16 protein-coding genes are annotated in these 17,542 nt (G+C 53.2%); 6 read left to right on the top strand and 10 right to left on the bottom strand.

Annotated elements, in window-relative coordinates; genetic code table 11:
* Positions 1 to 12: 12 nt before the first annotated feature.
* The 4 genes from nrfD to nrfA are packed head-to-tail and all read right to left on the bottom strand — an operon-like array spanning position 13 to position 3,681.
* Positions 13 to 969, bottom strand: a complete 957-nt coding sequence (nrfD, locus tag N7268_RS07010; RefSeq protein ID WP_260862252.1) for a cytochrome c nitrite reductase subunit NrfD — start codon at positions 967 to 969, stop codon at positions 13 to 15.
* The gene (nrfC, locus tag N7268_RS07005; RefSeq protein ID WP_260862251.1) at positions 966 to 1,637 is read right to left on the bottom strand and encodes a cytochrome c nitrite reductase Fe-S protein; all 672 of its coding nucleotides are present in this window, start codon (positions 1,635 to 1,637) and stop codon (positions 966 to 968) included. Before nrfC ends, nrfD begins: the two co-directional genes overlap by 4 nt.
* The gene (gene nrfB / locus N7268_RS07000; protein WP_260862250.1) at positions 1,634 to 2,200 is read right to left on the bottom strand and encodes a cytochrome c nitrite reductase pentaheme subunit; all 567 of its coding nucleotides are present in this window, start codon (positions 2,198 to 2,200) and stop codon (positions 1,634 to 1,636) included. The genes nrfC and nrfB overlap by 4 nt, the downstream gene beginning before the upstream one ends.
* A 44-nt stretch (positions 2,201 to 2,244) precedes the next feature.
* Complete coding sequence (nrfA, locus tag N7268_RS06995) at positions 2,245 to 3,681, bottom strand: ammonia-forming nitrite reductase cytochrome c552 subunit (protein WP_260862249.1); 1,437 nt, start codon at positions 3,679 to 3,681, stop codon at positions 2,245 to 2,247.
* Positions 3,682 to 4,114: 433 nt separating this feature from the next.
* On the opposite strand from nrfA, the gene acs reads away from it, so the two are divergent.
* From acs to actP, 3 genes are all read left to right on the top strand, one after another.
* Complete coding sequence (acs, locus tag N7268_RS06990; RefSeq protein WP_260862248.1) at positions 4,115 to 6,073, top strand: acetate--CoA ligase; 1,959 nt, start codon at positions 4,115 to 4,117, stop codon at positions 6,071 to 6,073.
* Positions 6,074 to 6,316: 243 nt separating this feature from the next.
* Positions 6,317 to 6,631: a DUF485 domain-containing protein gene (locus N7268_RS06985; protein WP_260862247.1), complete on the top strand. Its 315-nt coding sequence runs from the start codon at positions 6,317 to 6,319 to the stop codon at positions 6,629 to 6,631.
* A complete protein-coding gene (actP, locus tag N7268_RS06980) occupies positions 6,628 to 8,277 on the top strand; it encodes a cation/acetate symporter ActP (RefSeq protein ID WP_103015263.1) in 1,650 nt (549 codons plus the stop codon). The genes N7268_RS06985 and actP overlap by 4 nt, the downstream gene beginning before the upstream one ends.
* A gap of 47 nt (positions 8,278 to 8,324) precedes the next feature.
* On the opposite strand, the gene N7268_RS06975 is transcribed toward actP, so the two are convergent.
* Together N7268_RS06975 and N7268_RS06970 are read right to left on the bottom strand one after the other, a co-directional pair.
* Positions 8,325 to 9,014: an LrgB family protein gene (locus N7268_RS06975; RefSeq protein ID WP_198907202.1), complete on the bottom strand. Its 690-nt coding sequence runs from the start codon at positions 9,012 to 9,014 to the stop codon at positions 8,325 to 8,327.
* On the bottom strand, positions 9,007 to 9,417 hold the full coding sequence (locus tag N7268_RS06970; protein WP_045438618.1) for a CidA/LrgA family protein: 411 nt from the start codon (positions 9,415 to 9,417) through the stop codon (positions 9,007 to 9,009). Before N7268_RS06970 ends, N7268_RS06975 begins: the two co-directional genes overlap by 8 nt.
* 101 nt (positions 9,418 to 9,518) lie before the next feature.
* Here N7268_RS06970 and N7268_RS06965 point away from each other — a divergent pair, with 101 nt between their 5' ends.
* Entirely contained in the window at positions 9,519 to 10,409 is an 891-nt protein-coding gene (locus tag N7268_RS06965; RefSeq protein ID WP_260862246.1) for a LysR family transcriptional regulator, read from the top strand.
* 55 nt (positions 10,410 to 10,464) lie between these two features.
* Here N7268_RS06965 and N7268_RS06960 read toward each other — a convergent pair whose 3' ends face one another.
* From N7268_RS06960 to soxR, 3 genes are all read right to left on the bottom strand, one after another.
* Positions 10,465 to 12,111 (bottom strand): Na+/H+ antiporter, encoded by a 1,647-nt coding sequence (locus N7268_RS06960; protein WP_260862245.1) that lies wholly within the window; start codon positions 12,109 to 12,111, stop codon positions 10,465 to 10,467.
* 158 nt (positions 12,112 to 12,269) lie between these two features.
* Positions 12,270 to 13,619 (bottom strand): NCS2 family permease, encoded by a 1,350-nt coding sequence (gene ghxP / locus N7268_RS06955; protein ID WP_198907199.1) that lies wholly within the window; start codon positions 13,617 to 13,619, stop codon positions 12,270 to 12,272.
* A gap of 635 nt (positions 13,620 to 14,254) precedes the next feature.
* Positions 14,255 to 14,713: a redox-sensitive transcriptional activator SoxR gene (gene soxR, locus N7268_RS06950; protein WP_043018085.1), complete on the bottom strand. Its 459-nt coding sequence runs from the start codon at positions 14,711 to 14,713 to the stop codon at positions 14,255 to 14,257.
* A gap of 86 nt (positions 14,714 to 14,799) precedes the next feature.
* On the opposite strand from soxR, the gene soxS reads away from it, so the two are divergent.
* Positions 14,800 to 15,123: a superoxide response transcriptional regulator SoxS gene (gene soxS, locus N7268_RS06945; RefSeq protein WP_003031731.1), complete on the top strand. Its 324-nt coding sequence runs from the start codon at positions 14,800 to 14,802 to the stop codon at positions 15,121 to 15,123.
* A 1-nt stretch (position 15,124) separates the two neighbouring features.
* On the opposite strand, the gene N7268_RS06940 is transcribed toward soxS, so the two are convergent.
* On the bottom strand, positions 15,125 to 16,711 hold the full coding sequence (locus N7268_RS06940; RefSeq protein WP_260862244.1) for an EAL domain-containing protein: 1,587 nt from the start codon (positions 16,709 to 16,711) through the stop codon (positions 15,125 to 15,127).
* A 547-nt stretch (positions 16,712 to 17,258) separates the two neighbouring features.
* Here N7268_RS06940 and N7268_RS06935 point away from each other — a divergent pair.
* Complete coding sequence (locus N7268_RS06935; RefSeq protein WP_260862243.1) at positions 17,259 to 17,540, top strand: YjcB family protein; 282 nt, start codon at positions 17,259 to 17,261, stop codon at positions 17,538 to 17,540.
* The last annotated feature ends 2 nt before the right edge of the window (positions 17,541 to 17,542 follow it).

Genomic DNA, 17,542 nt, shown 5'->3' with positions numbered 1-17,542 from the left:
GATCACCCTATCCTATGCAACGGTAAGTTGGCCTGCGTACAGAATAAAGAAGCGCAGCAGCAACACGCCGGTCAGGCTCGCACCGCACACCGCCAGCACGCCGTGAAACGTCGGGCTGCGATTGGCCCAGGGTTTTAGCAACATCGGTACGATCAACCCAAGTCCTGCCACGCCAAGCCAGAACCACCATGTCCAGAAGCCGCCACCCAACGCCGCCGCCAGTGCGCGCATTTTGCCGTCATCGCCTAATGCCAGTCCGACAAAGAACGCCGCCAGCAGGAAGATCTCCAGCCACACCACCGGGGTTTCCATGCGGTGAACAAAATGCGCCTCCGTCGTATGCGGATTGCCGCGATGCTGCAATGCCATGGCAATCAACGCGACCGCCGCGCCGGATGAGATCCCGGAGAACAGGAACAGCACCGGCAAAATAGGGTTATTCAGGAACGGGTAGGATTTCAGCGCCGACAGCAGGAAGCCGGTATATGCCCCTAACAGCACCGCCAGCACCAACATCACCGTTTCAAGCAGACGGTGGAACGGCGTAATCAGCGTCAGTACCTTCTGCACCAGGGTCAACCGCGGCAGCCAGCGTTGTTGCAGGGCAATCACCTCTTTTTCAAAGATTTTTGCCAGCCACAGAACAAGCACCACCATATACACCTGGAACAGTAAGACGCCCATCGACATCACCGAAGTGAAGCTGTAATGGAACATCAGTTTCCAGAAGGTCCACGGCCGTGTCAGGTGAAAGACCAGAATCAGCAGACCCAAAATAATCGTCCCCGGTCCCAGTACTAACGTCGTGCGCAGCAGCGTGCTGTCTGAACCGCCGGATTCCGGGTGCAGTCGTCGTAACAAGACCGACAGCGTGACCAGCCCGGCTGAAATACCGATCAGGAACAGATAGATGGCGATGGGCCAATCCCACACCAGTGATTCAAAATGAAAAGCAGAAGCGGGCGTCATTGGCTCACCTCCCCATGTTTAAAGGGAACGCGGTAGACTTTCGGTTTGGTACCCAGCGCCAGCTTGTAACGGTAGGTCGTTTTCTGGTGCAACAAACGCGAGATCTCGCTATTGGGATCATCCAGATTGCCAAACGTCAGCGCTTTCGTCGGGCATGACTCAACACAGGCGGGCTGCTTGCCCGCTTTCAGGTTGGTTTTCCGACAGAAATCGCATTTATCCGCAGTCTTGTTGACCGGGTGGATAAAGCGCACACGGTACGGACAGGCGGCGATGCAATACTGGCAGCCGACGCACAGATCCGGGTTCACATCCACAATCCCGCTGGCGGCATCACGATATGACGCCCCCGTCGGGCAGACGTCAACACACGGCGCATGATCGCAGTGCTGGCACGAGTGGCGGAAGAAGCGGTACTTCACATCAGGAAACGTCTCCAGCGGCTCGCTACGAATGATCGTCAAACGCGATACGCCTTCCGGCACACTGTTCACTTCCCGACAGGCGTCCATACAGGCCGTGCAGCCGATGCATAATGACTCATCATGTACCATGCCGTAGCGTACGCCGTTGATGTTCAACGTCTTCGCCACGACGCGTCCCGCCGTCCCGCTCACTGCCACCAGCGCGCCGACGCCGGTGATAAACTGGCGACGAGAACAACTCATGGTTTCTCCTTAAGCAAGGGAACCGACGCCGGATTAAAGTGCGGGTTAGTACGTTGATCGCTGTGGCAATCCACGCAAATTTTAACGCGCCCTTTCTCGTTTAGCGTCTGCATCGTGTCTTGCTTCGGATGCAGTGAGTGACAACTGGCACACGCCACTTTCGTTACGTGGACATCGTGCGGCCAGAACGCTTTTTGCAACTGCTCAGGCAGGTGACAGGACATGCAGACGCTGTTCTGCTGCTCCACGTTGTACATCGGCTCGTTAAAGCGCATCACATCCTTCACCCCTTCACGGTGATTCGGCGACGGCTGGCCGTGACAGTTGGTGCAGGTGACCGGCAGTTTGTTATTCGGGTTGATGACTTGTGCATGTTTACCATGCATGCCTTCGGTATCCGGCTTGTGACAATCCAGACAAGCGGCATCCGGGTTACGCTGTTGGGTGACCGTCCAGCGTTGATCCGAAGCCTGCTGCGTTGGCGTGGCGGTTATCCCGCACAGGCTCCAGAACAGGCCTGACGCCAGCACCCCAGCAGTTAATAACGAACGTAGTACGCTCATATTCACTCCGTTGAGTTATCCGCCCCTTGCGGGGCGGAAGGGGGTTATTGGCTTAACAGACCGTTTTTACGCGCCTGGTCTTCCCATTGTGGAATCACCGTTTTGATGAAGTCCTGCTTCTCAGCATTGATTTGCTGCATGTTCAGGCCAATCGCCTGCTGAGCTTTCTCTTTGGTGGAGATATCCGGCAACGGAATTTCATGCGTGATGCCTTTGGTTGCCAGCAGACGTGCCAGTTTGGTACGGGCATCCGCGGCTTTGTCCATCGCGCTACCCAACATGCGCAGACCTTCTTCCGGTGCGTGCATGTGGATACCGTGCGACGCAATTGACAGATCCCAGCGCCATTGCGCGTGGCGGATATCTTCCAGAATCGGCTTCATTTCCGCTTCCGTCGCGCCCGCATCCCATGCGGCTTTGGCTTCGAAGTGCGCATGCACCAGCTGATCTTCCACTTTGATTTTCAGGTCGTGGATCGCTTGTTTACGCTCAGCAACCACTTTTTGCAGGGACGCTTTGTCCTGGGTGTGGCAGTTAGCGCAGGTCTGCGGGAAGTTATCGAACGGGTTGCCAATCTTATGGTCGGTGTAGAGTTTGCCTTCCGCGTTCTGCACTTTCGGCATATGACAGTCGATACAGGTCACGTTGTTCTTACCGTGAATACCTGCGCTCCAGGTTTCATATTCCGGGTGCTGTGCTTTAAGCATCGGCGTTTTAGACAGTGAGTTTGTCCAGTCAGAGAACGCGATAGCGTCGTAGTATTTCTCCATGTTCTCGACTTTCATGCCTTCATCCCACGGGAACTTAACGGCTTTATTTTTGCCGTCGAAGTAGTACTCCACGTGGCACTGGCCGCAGACCATGGATTGCTGGTCAAAACGACCGGCTTTCTCAAACGGTTTGCCGATGGTTTCCATCGCACGCTCTGCATACGGGCGCGACAGCGTCAGTTCTGGCTTCCCTTTGGCGAAATCTGGCGAGGCGGTGTTGTGGCAATCTGCACAGCCCAGGTTGTTGACAATTTCCGGGCCGCCGCGCGCCCATTTACCATGAAAGTAGCCATCTTCGCCGTCTTTCTGGATCAGACGCGCCACATCCGGGCTTTTACAGCTCCAGCAGGCCATTGGCAGCGGACCATCTTCAGCCGTTTTTGGCGCACCGGTACGCAATGTTTCACGCACATCGGTAACGGCATAGGCGTGTCCGCGCGGTTTGTTGTAATCGCGGGAGAAAGGGTATCCCGCCCACAGGATCACCAGGCGTGGATCTTCCGCCAGGGCATCTTCACGCGCTGACTGTTCAGAGGTCGCTTTCCAGGAGAGGTATTGATCGGGATGCTGAGGGGCGAAGGTTTCATTCTTCGCTTCAACGGTAACATTCTTTGCGGGTACGGGGGTTTGCTCAGCGTGAACGGCAGAAATAAAAAGTAAAGGTAATAACAGGCTGAAGAAACGGCGTACGCGTGATTTTATCCTTGCCATAGGGGTCTCATCCAGATGACGCCATTATTTGCAATGGCGATTCTTTTATTGTTTTCCATAACAGCAACCACACGAATACTGTCATGACATTGCTCTACCCTATTTGTAACAAGAAACCACACGGAAAATGTTGTTTTTAATCAATTGTAAGTGCATGTAAAATACCACTTTAGAGTTATTACACCCCTCTACCCCCTCCCTCTTTTGTCTATTTTCGATACAGATCGCATTTTCAACAATTTGCAGATAACTGCATGTTATCGCGAGAGTTAATCAATTTTTGCTAGTTCCCTTCAAAAATCAGTTTGCCGCTAATTTGCACAATCTCGTTTTTGCGTGATCTGCCGCGCAAATACTAAACAAAACTTCCAAAGCCCCTACATTTAACGTTTATGAGACATATTATTAACATCCTACAAGGAGAACAAAAGCCATGAGCCAAATACATAAACACGCTATTCCCGCAAATATTGCGGATCGTTGCCTGATAAATCCGGAGCAGTACGAAGCGAAATACCAGCAATCCATTACCGATCCCGACACATTTTGGGGCGAGCAGGGAAAAATTCTTGATTGGATCAAACCGTACAGCCAGGTGAAGAACACCTCATTCGCACCGGGCAATGTCTCCATCAAATGGTATGAAGACGGTACGCTGAATCTGGCGGCAAACTGCCTTGACCGCCATTTGCAGGAAAATGGCGATCGTACCGCCATCATTTGGGAAGGCGATGATGCCACCCAAAGCAAACATATTACTTATCGCGAACTGCATCGCGATGTTTGTCGTTTCTCCAATACGTTGCTGGATTTAGGCATTAAAAAAGGCGACGTCGTTGCTATCTATATGCCAATGGTCCCGGAAGCCGCTGTGGCAATGCTGGCCTGCGCCCGCATTGGCGCTGTGCATTCGGTTATCTTCGGTGGTTTCTCGCCGGAAGCCGTCGCCGGACGCATTATTGACTCCAACTCACGTCTGGTCATTACTGCAGATGAAGGGGTACGCGCCGGGCGCAGCATTCCGCTGAAAAAGAACGTCGATGATGCGCTGAAAAACCCGAACGTGAAAACCGTTGAACATGTGGTCGTGCTCAAACGTACCGGCGGGAAAACCGACTGGCAGGAAGGCCGCGACCTGTGGTGGTCCGATCTTATTGAGAAAGCGAGCCCTGACCATCAACCGGCAGAAATGAACGCGGAAGATCCGCTGTTTATCCTGTATACCTCTGGCTCCACCGGCAAGCCGAAAGGCGTACTGCACACCACCGGCGGATACCTGGTCTACGCGGCGACCACCTTTAAGTATGTCTTTGATTATCATCAGGGTGATATTTACTGGTGCACGGCTGACGTAGGTTGGGTCACCGGACACAGCTATCTGCTGTATGGCCCGCTGGCCTGCGGCGCCACCACGCTGATGTTTGAAGGCGTACCAAACTGGCCGACGCCAGCACGTATGTCGCAGGTGGTGGATAAGCATCAGGTCAACATTCTCTATACCGCACCGACCGCGATCCGCGCCCTGATGGCGGAAGGCGATAAGGCGATTGAAGGCACTGACCGCTCATCGCTGCGGATTCTGGGTTCCGTCGGCGAACCGATCAACCCGGAAGCCTGGGAGTGGTACTGGAAGAAAATTGGCAACGAAAAATGCCCGGTCGTCGATACCTGGTGGCAGACTGAGACCGGTGGTTTCATGATCACCCCACTGCCGGGCGCGACCGAACTGAAAGCGGGTTCCGCAACACGTCCGTTCTTTGGCGTACAACCGGCAATCGTCGATAACGAAGGTCATCCGCTGGAAGGCGCGACCGAAGGTAACCTGGTGATTACCGACTCCTGGCCGGGTCAGGCGAGAACGCTGTTTGGCGATCACGAACGCTTTGAGCAGACCTACTTCTCAACCTTCAAAAATATGTACTTCAGTGGCGACGGCGCACGCCGCGACGAAGACGGTTACTACTGGATCACCGGGCGTGTGGACGATGTGCTGAACGTGTCTGGTCACCGTCTGGGAACCGCGGAAATCGAGTCGGCGCTGGTGTCGCATCCGAAAATCGCCGAAGCGGCCGTGGTGGGGATTCCACATAATATTAAAGGCCAGGCGATCTACGCCTACGTCACGCTCAACCATGGCGAAGAGCCGTCACCTGAGCTGTACGCTGAAGTTCGCAACTGGGTACGTAAAGAAATTGGTCCGTTGGCAACGCCCGATGTGCTGCACTGGACTGACTCACTGCCGAAAACCCGCTCCGGCAAGATCATGCGTCGCATTCTGCGCAAAATCGCGGCGGGCGATACCAGCAATCTGGGCGATACCTCGACCCTCGCCGATCCGGGCGTGGTAGAGAAACTGCTCGAAGAGAAGCAGGCCATCGCGATGCCTTCATAACAAAGTCCTGAAAATGCCGGATGGTGACGCGAAAGCGTCTTATCCGGCCTACAAATCTGACCCTACCCTCTCTTCATCCGGGAGGGAAATATAAAAACCCTCCCCCAAAGGATTTCGCGTTGCAGGAAGGCGGCAAGCGAGCACATCCCCAGGAGCATAGTTCACTATGTGACTGGGGTGGGCGAGTGCGGCCAACGCACCTGTAGCGCGAAAGACGCAGGGGGACCTCTGGAGAGCTCTGTGATGAATGACACTATTTATCAGCGGATAGAAGACAGTGCGCGTTTCAGGGAGTTAGTTGAAAAACGGCAACGGTTTGCCACCATTCTGTCCATCATCATGCTGGCAGTTTATATCAGTTTTATTTTATTGATTGCCTTTGCGCCGGGCTGGCTGGGTACACCGCTGCATGCGGGCACCAGCGTTACCCGAGGTATACCGATTGGGGTCGGCGTGATCCTTATCTCCTTCATCCTGACCGGAATCTATATCTGGCGGGCAAACGGTGAATTCGACCGTCTTAATAACGCGGTTCTGCACGAGGTTAAAGCATCATGAAGAGAGTCCTGACGGCGCTTGCCGCCACGCTGCCCTTCGCTGCAAACGCGGCGGATGCTATTAGCGGTGCAGTCCAACGCCAGCCAACGAACTGGCAGGCGATTATCATGTTCCTGATTTTCGTCATTTTCACTCTTGGCATTACCTACTGGGCGTCTAAGCGCGTACGTTCGCGTAATGACTATTACACGGCGGGTGGCAATATCACCGGCTTCCAGAACGGGTTAGCGATCGCGGGCGACTATATGTCGGCAGCCTCGTTCCTCGGGATTTCCGCGCTGGTCTTTACTTCTGGCTATGACGGGCTGATTTACTCGCTCGGCTTCCTGGTAGGCTGGCCGATCATTCTGTTCCTGATTGCCGAACGTCTGCGTAACCTCGGTCGCTATACCTTTGCTGACGTCGCCTCTTATCGCCTGAAGCAAGGGCCGATCCGTATTCTGTCAGCCTGCGGTTCGCTGGTGGTGGTGGCGCTGTATCTGATCGCTCAGATGGTGGGTGCCGGTAAACTGATTGAACTGCTGTTTGGTCTGAACTATCACATCGCCGTGGTGCTGGTCGGCGTACTGATGATGATGTATGTGTTGTTTGGCGGCATGCTGGCAACCACCTGGGTACAGATCATCAAAGCCGTACTGCTGCTGTTCGGCGCCAGCTTTATGGCGTTCATGGTGATGAAACACGTCGGCTTTAGCTTCAACAATTTGTTCACCGAAGCGATGGCGGTACACCCGAAAGGGTCAGCCATTATGAGTCCTGGCGGGTTGGTGAAAGATCCGATCTCCGCGCTGTCGCTAGGTCTCGGGTTGATGTTCGGTACGGCAGGTTTACCGCATATTCTGATGCGTTTCTTCACGGTCAGCGATGCCCGCGAAGCGCGTAAGAGCGTGTTCTATGCCACCGGTTTTATGGGTTACTTCTACATTCTGACCTTTATCATCGGCTTTGGCGCGATCATGCTGGTGGGTGCGAATCCGGCGTACAAAGATGCGGCTGGCGCGCTGATTGGCGGTAATAACATGGCGGCGGTGCATCTGGCAAACGCGGTCGGCGGTAACCTGTTCCTCGGCTTCATCTCCGCGGTCGCCTTTGCCACCATTCTGGCGGTGGTCGCGGGTCTGACGCTGGCAGGCGCATCGGCGGTGTCTCACGACCTGTACGCTAACGTGTTCCGTAAAGGCGCAACAGAGCGTGAAGAGCTGAAAGTCTCGAAAATCACCGTACTGGTACTGGGTGTGATCGCCATCCTGCTGGGTGTGCTGTTTGAAAACCAGAACATCGCCTTCATGGTCGGTCTGGCATTTGCCATCGCAGCCAGCTGCAACTTCCCTATCATTCTGCTCTCCATGTACTGGTCAAGACTGACCACGCGTGGCGCGATGATGGGCGGTTGGTTAGGTCTGCTGACCGCGGTCGTGCTGATGGTGCTTGGCCCGACAATTTGGGTACAAATCCTCGGCCACGAAAAAGCCATTTTCCCGTATGAATACCCGGCGCTGTTCTCTATCAGCGTGGCGTTCCTGGGGATCTGGTTCTTCTCTGCCACCGATAACTCCGAAGAAGGTAACCGTGAACGTGAGCAGTTCCGTGCTCAGTTCATCCGTTCCCAGACCGGTTACGGCGTCGAGCAAGGTCGCGCGCACTAAACACGTCTCACCTCCTCCGGCCTGGGGTCGGGGGAGGTCATCGTTCCTCAGAACATCAGCATCGCTACGAGCGGCGCCACCAGCACCATCACCACACCCGAAAGCATCATCACCAGACTGGCAACCACACCTTCCTGCGGCCCAAGCTCATAAGAACGCGCCGTACCTGCACCGTGGGACGCAGCGCCAAATCCCGCGCCTTTCGCCATGCCTTCGCGAATGGAGAGCCGCAAAAACAGCACATCGCCCACCGCCATACCGAATACACCGGTCACCACGACGAAGAGCGCCACCAGATCCGGCTGCCCGCCCAGCGGCTCTGCCGCCGCCAGCGCAAATGGCGTGGTGACGGAGCGTACGGCCAGACTACGTTGGATCTCATCGGGCAACATAAACAAACGCGCCAGCCATATAGAGCTGGTCACCGCCACCAGCGTTGCCGTTACGACTCCCGCCGTGAGCGACATCCAGTGACGCTTAATGACAGCGAGGTTATCGTATACCGGCACCGCAAACGCGATGGTCGCCGGACCTAACAACCACAGCAGCCAGTGCGATTCTCCAATATAGTTTTGCCAGGAGATATGACCAAAAACCAGCATCAACACCAGCAGCGCCGGCGTTAGTACCAATGGCATCAGCGGTAATTTACGAAAACGACGGTACAGACGCTTGTTGGCAAAATAGATAACCAGGGTGATCACCAGACACAGCACGCTTAACTGGAAATTACTCACGGTTTAACCTGCTCATTTCATAGCGATACACTTTGTCCACGACCCAAGCCGTTGCACCGAGTACCATCAGCGTACTGATCGCAATAACGGCAAAAATACGCCAGCCATCAACCAGCAGCAGTTGCGTATAGTTCACGACGGCCACCACCGCAGGAACAAAAAACAGCAGCATTTCAGCCAGTAACCAGCGAGCGCCTGCGCGGATCCAGTTAAGCGGGATTACCCGACAGACGATCAGCGCCAACATCAAAATCATTCCGACCAGATTGGCGGGAAGCGGCAGGTGGAGCCAGGAAACAAGGTATTGAGCAAAAACGAATAAACCTGCATACAACAGTACCTGAACAGGTATCTGCAGTCGGTGAATAACAGCAGGCGTCACGCGGCTTATCGCCACAGCCATGAGGATATGTCCTTAAAAAAGAGAGAGCGCAAGTATAGAGAGACTCCATCCAGGACTGAAATGAATTAAACTCATTGCAGGCATAGTCTTAAGGAATAATCATGGATATCAGAACGCTACGATATTTTGTTGAGGTGGTACGGCAGCAGAGTTTTACCCGCGCAGCGGAGAAGCTTTTTGTCACCCAACCGACCATCAGCAAAATGTTAAAGAACCTTGAAGACGAGCTTAACTGTACGCTGTTGATCCGCGACGGGCGTCGCTTGTTGCTGACCGATACCGGACAGGTCGTTTTTGAACGCGGTCTGGCCATTCTGGCCGAATTTCGGCAGCTTGAAGCCGAACTTAGCGACATTAACCATCTCAATAAAGGCATTCTGCGGCTCGGCATCCCCCCGATGGTCGGGATGTTGATGGCAGGGCCAATCAGTCTGTTTCGCCAGCGCTATCCCGGCGTGGAGCTGAAAGTGTCTGAATTTGGCGGGTTAACCGTCCAGCAGGCAGTGATAAATGGCGAACTGGACGTGGCGATGACGGCGCTGCCAGTGGAGGAAGAGAGTGGACTGGCGACATTGCCGCTTTTCAGCCACCCGCTGTGTGTGCTGGTCCCCCGCTCCGGTCAATGGACAACGTGCGAGACCATCTCACCTGAAGCATTAGCGGAGCATCCGTTACTGATCTACAACGAAGATTTTGCGCTGAGTCGTCAGCTACTGGAGCTGTTTAATCAGCACAACGTCAAGCCACGCATCGCTGTACGCAGCGGGCAATGGGATTTTCTGGCGGCGATGGTGCAAGCCGGTGTCGGAATTGCCATTCTGCCAGAGCCCATTTGCCAGCGGCTGGATAAGCAGACGCTACGCTGGATACCACTGGAGAGTGATTTGCGTTGGCAGTTGGGCATGATCTGGCGCGAGGGCGTTTATCTGTCGCACAGCGCCCAGGCGTGGCTGAAATGTTGTGAAGGGTTTTGGTTAACGCAAGAGTCGTAGTGTGCCGGATGGCGGTATCACCGCCTGATCCGGCTTACGGTTGTTAATGGGGTCGTTACTGATTTTCAATCAGCAGCGCTTCCAGCAAATCCAGATCGTGCAGCAGCTTTTGCAACGTTTCATTGCTGATTTCACGCGTGGCGCGCAAATGGTAAAGCTCCGCGCGTTCCGAGCGCAGTGCCGCCAGACGGAAGCGCCGCTCCAGGTTCTCTTCCAGCATCGAGCTTTCTTCATCGTTTCGCCCATCGGCACGACGACGCAGATTACCAATCACGCGGGAACTGACTTCGGTCAGCAGCTGATTATCAATATTCTCTTCGGTATCCGCTGCCAGGCGCTCTTCCATTTTTTGGATGGCGACAATGGCCACTTCCGCCGTGGCCGCGCGGGCGATACGCTCCTCTTTTTGCTGCTGTGAGTGATCCGCCACTTCCAGATGTTGCAGCAGAATGGGCAGCATCACAACGCCCACAAACAGCGAGAACAGGATCACGCCTGCGGCGAGGAAAATCAGCTCATAACGCGCCGGGAAGCCGCTACCGTCCGGCAACAACAGAGGAATGGAGAGCACACCTGCCAGCGTAATGGCCCCACGCACCCCAGCAAAGGAGGCGATCAGGATTTCACGCGTCGTCCAGGAACCAAACTCCATTGGTTTTTTCTTCAGGAAGCGCAGGCTGAATTTTTTCATGGTCCACAGCCAGCCAAAACGTACCAACATCAGCGCCGCGTAAATCAGCACGATATCGGTAAACAGCATCCAGATTTCAACATTCGGGTCGGCTTCTGCGGCCACCAGTGAAGACTCCAGAATCCCCGGCAGCTGCAGCCCTAACAGCAGGAAAACCATGCCGTTAAAGACAAACTCCAGCATTGCCCAGGTGCTGTTGGCACGCAAACGCATCGCCAGCGGTGCGCGACGCATTACGCCGGAGCGGGTAATCGTCATCCCGGCCGCCACTGCCGCCAGAATCCCGGAGACACCGATATGTTCTGCAATCAAATAAGACGCAAACGGCAGCAGGAACAGCAGGACGATTTGCGTTGCCGGCTCATCACCGCCCCAGCGGCTGAGAAAGCGCAGGGAGCGTCCGTATAACCAGCTGACGACAAAACCGGCCAGGATGCCGCCAAACGCCACCTTAAAGAATTCAATTGTCGCACCGCCGACGGTAAACACCATCGTGCCCATCGCTACGGCGACAGCAAATTTCAGCGACACCAGGCCGGACGCGTCATTCATTAACGCTTCGCCCTGCAGAATGCCCATAATTTTCTTCGGTATGCGTCCTTCGCCGACAATACCGGAAAGCGCAACGGCGTCGGTTGGCGACAAAACAGCGGCCAGCGCCAAAGCCGGGATCAGCGGGATACCGGGCACCAGCCAGTAAATCATAAAGCCAATCCCAACCACCGTGACCAGCACGAGCGCCAGCGCAAGGCCGAAGATCTCTCGCCCATGTTCGAGAAATTCACGGGTTGGCGTCTTCCAGCCGTCGGCAAACAGCAGCGGCGGGATGAACAGAACCAGAAACAGTTCAGGATCGAATTCCACATGCAAACCAAATGTCGGCCACGCCAGCAAGGCGCCGATGGCGATCTGCATGAGGGGTAGAGGGAGTTGGAAGGGTAATACGCGAGTAAAGACCCCCGACAGCGAGACCACAAAGGTCATGATAAGTATGGTGAAGAAGATTTCCATGCGTTCCCTGTTTGCGATGTTTCTTATGATACGTGCTGAGAAGCGTCGTGCTTCAATTCTATCTTCTTCAGAGTAACGCAAAAGACAACGTGATGTGTTCTGAAAATAAAAACGGGCGGCAAAAGCCACCCGTTTTCAGGACAATCATTGTCACACGATCAGATAGCCCAGCCGCCTGCATAGAAGGCCACCAATGCCACGGCAATCACCACGGTACCGATGTTGAGTTTGCGCCACTCACCCGAAACAATGCGACCAATCACCAGCGTGGCAAAGCCGATCATAATGCCGGTAACAATGTTACAGGTCAGCACGATGAACACTGCTGTCACCAGACCCGCCATCGCATCCACGAAGTCAGCGAAATCGATTTTCGCCACGTTGCTCAGCATCAGCAGGCCAACATACATCAGCGCCGGAGCCGTTGCGTAAGCCGGAACGAGATAGGAGAGCGGAGAGAGGAACAGGATCAGCAGGAACAGCACACCTACCGTGATCGCCGTCAGACCGGTTTTACCGCCAGCCGCCGTACCCGCTGCAGATTCAATGTAAACCGCGGCCGGTGCCGCACCCACTAAACCAGAGAACACGCTGCTCAGGGAGTCGGTGGTTAACGCTTTACCGCCATCAATAATCTGACCGTCTTTGTCCAGCAGGTTCGCCTGCCCGGCAACAGCACGGATAGTCCCCGTCGCATCGAAGACTGCAGTCATGACCAGCGCCAGTACGCTCGGCAGGACGATTGGGTTCAGCGCCCCCATAATATCCAGGCTGCCAATCAGCGAATTCCCTTCGGCATCGCTCAGAGAAGGCATGGCAAAAATACCGGAAAAATGTACGGCCGGGTCGAAAATCAGACCGACGACGGAAATACCGATAATGGTCAGCAGGATGCCGCCAGGCACTTTCAGTTTTTCGAGACCAATAATCACCGCCAGACCAATCAGCGACATGATAACCGGGAAGGTATCGAAGTCACCCAGGGCAACCGGCAGGCCATCCAACGGGTTCTTAATGACCAGGCCAACACCGTTTGCCGCAATCAGCAGCAGGAACAGACCAATACCGATCCCCGTGCCGTGGGCTACGCCCTGCGGCAGGTTACGCAGGATCCAGCTACGAATACCGGTCGCGGAAATGATGGTAAACAGAACACCCATCAGGAACACCGCGCCCAGTGCAACAGGTACGCTGATATGCTGCCCCAGCACCAGACTAAAGGCGGTAAACGCCGTCAACGAAATAGCACAACCAATGGCCAGCGGCAGGTTTGCCCACAGGCCCATCACAATAGAACCTACCCCGGCCACCAGGCAGGTCGCCACAAAGACAGCAGCAGGCGGGAACCCGGCTTTACCCAGCATTCCTGGAACCACGATCACGGAATAGACCATCGCCAGGAAGGTCGTTAATCCGGCAACGACTTCCTGACGGACGGTACTGCCACGGTGCGAAATTTTAAACCAGGCGTCGAGTGAACCGCCGGTACGCGCTGAAGGCGTAGACATAGAAAACATCCCCTGAGAGTTTATTTTTCGTCATTATGCGTGATGGACAATCCACTGCCTGCTAAACGTTTTCTCCATGTGCCTGGTTTGCGTCAATAGGGGTGTCGCAAAAAAGCAAACGTTTAGCTCCGCGCATAAAAAACGGGTGGTAAAAAAAAGCAAACGATTATCCAGCGATCATACGACGGTTTTCAACTGAACTTTGCCGGTTTTTACTCATTTCTTCTTATAACGCACAATAAATAGGCAGCCGATGCGCAAACGTTATCGTCAATGCGCAATCTGATAACAAATTCCGCTGAGTTGTCGCAACAATCGGAATGTTTTTCACCGTCACTTACGCAAAAAAAATGGGTGAAGTCATAGGAAATTTTTCGGCTAAAAAACAGACGATTTTCTGGCAAATGGACGGCGGTGGCTTACACTTACTTTATCGACACAAACCGGAACCTCCACTACGTGCTCGACTGAGGGGTGTTGATGTCGGGGGAAACCCTCCCGTGAACCAGCGGGATAGAGTGAAAGACGAAGACCGGAACCAAACTAAAGCGCCCTCTGTGGCGCTTTAGTTTTATGCCCGCCTTCCCGCAACGCGAATTATTTAGGGTGTATACCCGTCACATATTTCAAACCCATCAGTCATCTTCCAGCAAGCGCGCGCCCGTCCCCTGCTCGCCAAGCTGATCGCCCGGGTTACGCAACGGGCAATCACTGCGCGACAAGCACCCGCAGCCGATGCATCCATCCAGTTCATCACGTAGCGCCACCAGGGTATGAATCCGTCGGTCCAGCTCTTCTCGCCACTGGGAAGAGAGCTGTTTCCACTCTTTCGCACTGAGCGAGTGCCCCTCCGGCAATACGCCTAACGCGTCACCAATGGTCGCCAGCGGAATACCTATACGTTGGGCAATTTTGATAATGGCCACGTAGCGCAACACATCACGTTTGTATCGCCGCTGATTGCCGCTGTTGCGCATGCTGCTGATTAACCCTTTGCTTTCATAGAAATGCAGCGTCGATACCGCCACGCCGCTACGCCGGGCAACTTCACCGGGCGTAAGCAGGGCTTTAATCCGGGGTAATTTCTTTTCCATAAATCGCTTTACCTCAAGTTAACTTGAGGAATTATACTCGCCCACAGACAAAACGACGAATCGAATACTGAGAAAGAGGCAGACCTATGTCCCATCAGCAGATAATTCAGACCCTTATTGAATGGATTGATGAGCATATCGATCAACCGCTGAACATTGAGGCGGTCGCGAAAAAATCAGGTTACTCGAAGTGGTATTTACAGAGGATGTTCCGCACGGTGACGCGCCAGACATTGGGCGACTATATCCGTCAACGCCGTCTTCTGTTAGCCGCCGTTGAACTCAGGACGACCGAACGTCCGATTTTTGATATCGCAATGGATCTCGGTTATGTGTCGCAACAGACATTCTCTCGCGTGTTCCGCCGCGAGTTTGATCGTACTCCCAGCGACTACCGTCATCGCCTGTAAGTTATTGCCCGCCTTGCGTCAATATGGCGGGCGAGCGCTGGATCCAATGCATAAACTCCTGCGGCGGTAGCGCTTTCGCAAAGTACCATCCCTGACAGTACTGTACGCCGCGCTCAAGCAGCCAGTCTATTTGCTCCGACGTTTCCACCCCTTCCGCAATCGTCTTCAGATGCAAGCCTTGCGCCATTTCAATGATATGTTCAGCAATCAGTTGACTGGTGCTATTGGTCGCCAGCGTGTTGATAAACGATTTATCGATTTTCAGGATATCGACATTCAATGCCGAGAGATTATGGAGATTGGAATATCCCGTCCCAAAATCATCAAACGCAACTTCGTAACCCGCCTGACGAAACGCCTGGATGATTGGCGTCATTTTCTGCACATCAATAAATCCACGCTCCGTCACTTCCACTTTAATTTGCTGGGCAAGCACCGAATATTCTCGGGATTTTTCTGCTATTAAGGCGATCAACCGGGAGGAATGGAAATCAGACGCGGAGAGATTAATTGAGATATAGAGCTGAGGGTGCGCCGAAAGAAAATAACCCAGATCATTGAACACTTCTTCGACAACGTAATCGGTAATCTTCTCGATCATCCCCTCTTTTTCAGCCAGTGGAATGAATTCCGTTGGACTCATCACCTCACCTTTGCAGCCAGGCCAGCGCAACAGAGCTTCGGCTCCGACACACTTGCCATTTTTGATATCAATGATCGGCTGATAATGCAGGCAAAGCTGACGTTTGGCGATCGCGCGTTTTAACAAACTACGCGGAGATGAGTATTCCTGGCGTGTGCGCCACCACATAAGCAGTATCAGGATGCTGCATATTATCCCGAAAGGAACGGTTAATGCCGCTTCGTGATAGAAAATCTGATTCACGCGATCGCCAGAGGTTGAAACAATAATCGCAATCGGGCGCTTTTCTGAATGAACGATAGTATAGAAGCGATCGCCCCTCTGAAACGTCGCGGTTTCAGTACGCACCAGCGGTAAGAATTGCGCAACGACAGTCTGATCGCTGGCAGAGAAGAAGGTATCCGTTACCGTGTCATAGACACCCCAGGCCAGGTTCGGGTCATCTGACATGACCTCACTGTAAGATAATGGGTTGATAACGACGACGTAGTTTCCTCTTTGCATATACGTCATTTTATAGCCAGGAAAAAACGGGGTATCGCGGTAGTAATAGATAGAGATGTTTGGTGAACGTTTATAGTCAGCGCGCGGCATAATATACGGAGCAGAGGGTGCCAGCGAGGCGGAGCACAAAAAACGATCAGCCTGTGCATAAATTAGCTCGCTGATATATAAGCGACCGCGAATAATATTCAGCATGCTTTTCTGGTGAGCAGGAGTACACATCTCCCCCTCATACAGTTGTGCCATATCACGCGCTAAATCAGCTTGCTGGATGACCAATTCTGTTTTATTTAACACCAGGTGAGCAAAAGAACGGAGTTGATTTCGGGTTTCGGACATCGCCCGGAAGTGAGCAAACCATAACGCCAGTACCACGGGGAGCAATACCACCATGAACGTTCCGAGGAGCCTTAGCATCTTACGTCGCGCACTGTGATTCATGTCAGCCCTATTTCCCTGTATCGTATATGCCAGTACCCATCAAGGCAGGATGCTATAACCACCATTTGATTAAGTTGCATGAATCTATCAACATTAGCAACAGACTTCTGTATGTAAAAGTCCGATATTGTGGATGATGATATTATTTTTCCATAAGGCAAACTTAAAGTTAAACTTTTTTGGAAACATCATTATCCAGAAGTCGTAATGCTTTATAAGCGTTATACTTGCTCTGTATAAAAAATACATTAAATTTTTTAACGATTAATTCCAGATAAAGATAACAGGCAACATAAATACACCTTCAGTGAAGAATTATTTATTATTCATTCACGTCCATATATCCATACATATTATATGGTTATTTGCCGCCAAAAATAGCGTTCAAGACTGGTGAACAAACGAGCACATGTGATATAGTTCACAAAAAATCATGTAAGAGAAACATTGTTTCATTCATGTAAATGCCCGTCGATAGCCAGAGAACCACACCTTCTGTGAACACCCCGCGCTGTCCTGGCATTAAGAGCTTCTGAGGACATTTTTCATGGCAACAATAACAACTGGCGTGGTTCTACTGCGGTGGCAGCTGCTCAGCGCGGTACTGATGTTTCTAGCCAGTACACTCAATATTCGTTTTCGTAAATCAGATTATATTGGCCTGGCGGTTATTAGCAGCGGGTTAGGGCTGGTTTTTGCCTGCTGGTTTGTGACCGGATTGCTCGGCATCAGCATGGTGGATATATCCACGATCTGGAATAACATCGGATCGGTCATGATGGACGTAATGAGTCATACCCCACCAGACTGGCCGATGGTGTTGACCTGATA

Source organism: Citrobacter sp. Marseille-Q6884 (assembly GCF_945906775.1).
Taxonomy (GTDB): Bacteria; Pseudomonadota; Gammaproteobacteria; order Enterobacterales; family Enterobacteriaceae; genus Citrobacter.
This window is presented reverse-complemented; position numbering and strand designations above follow the sequence as displayed.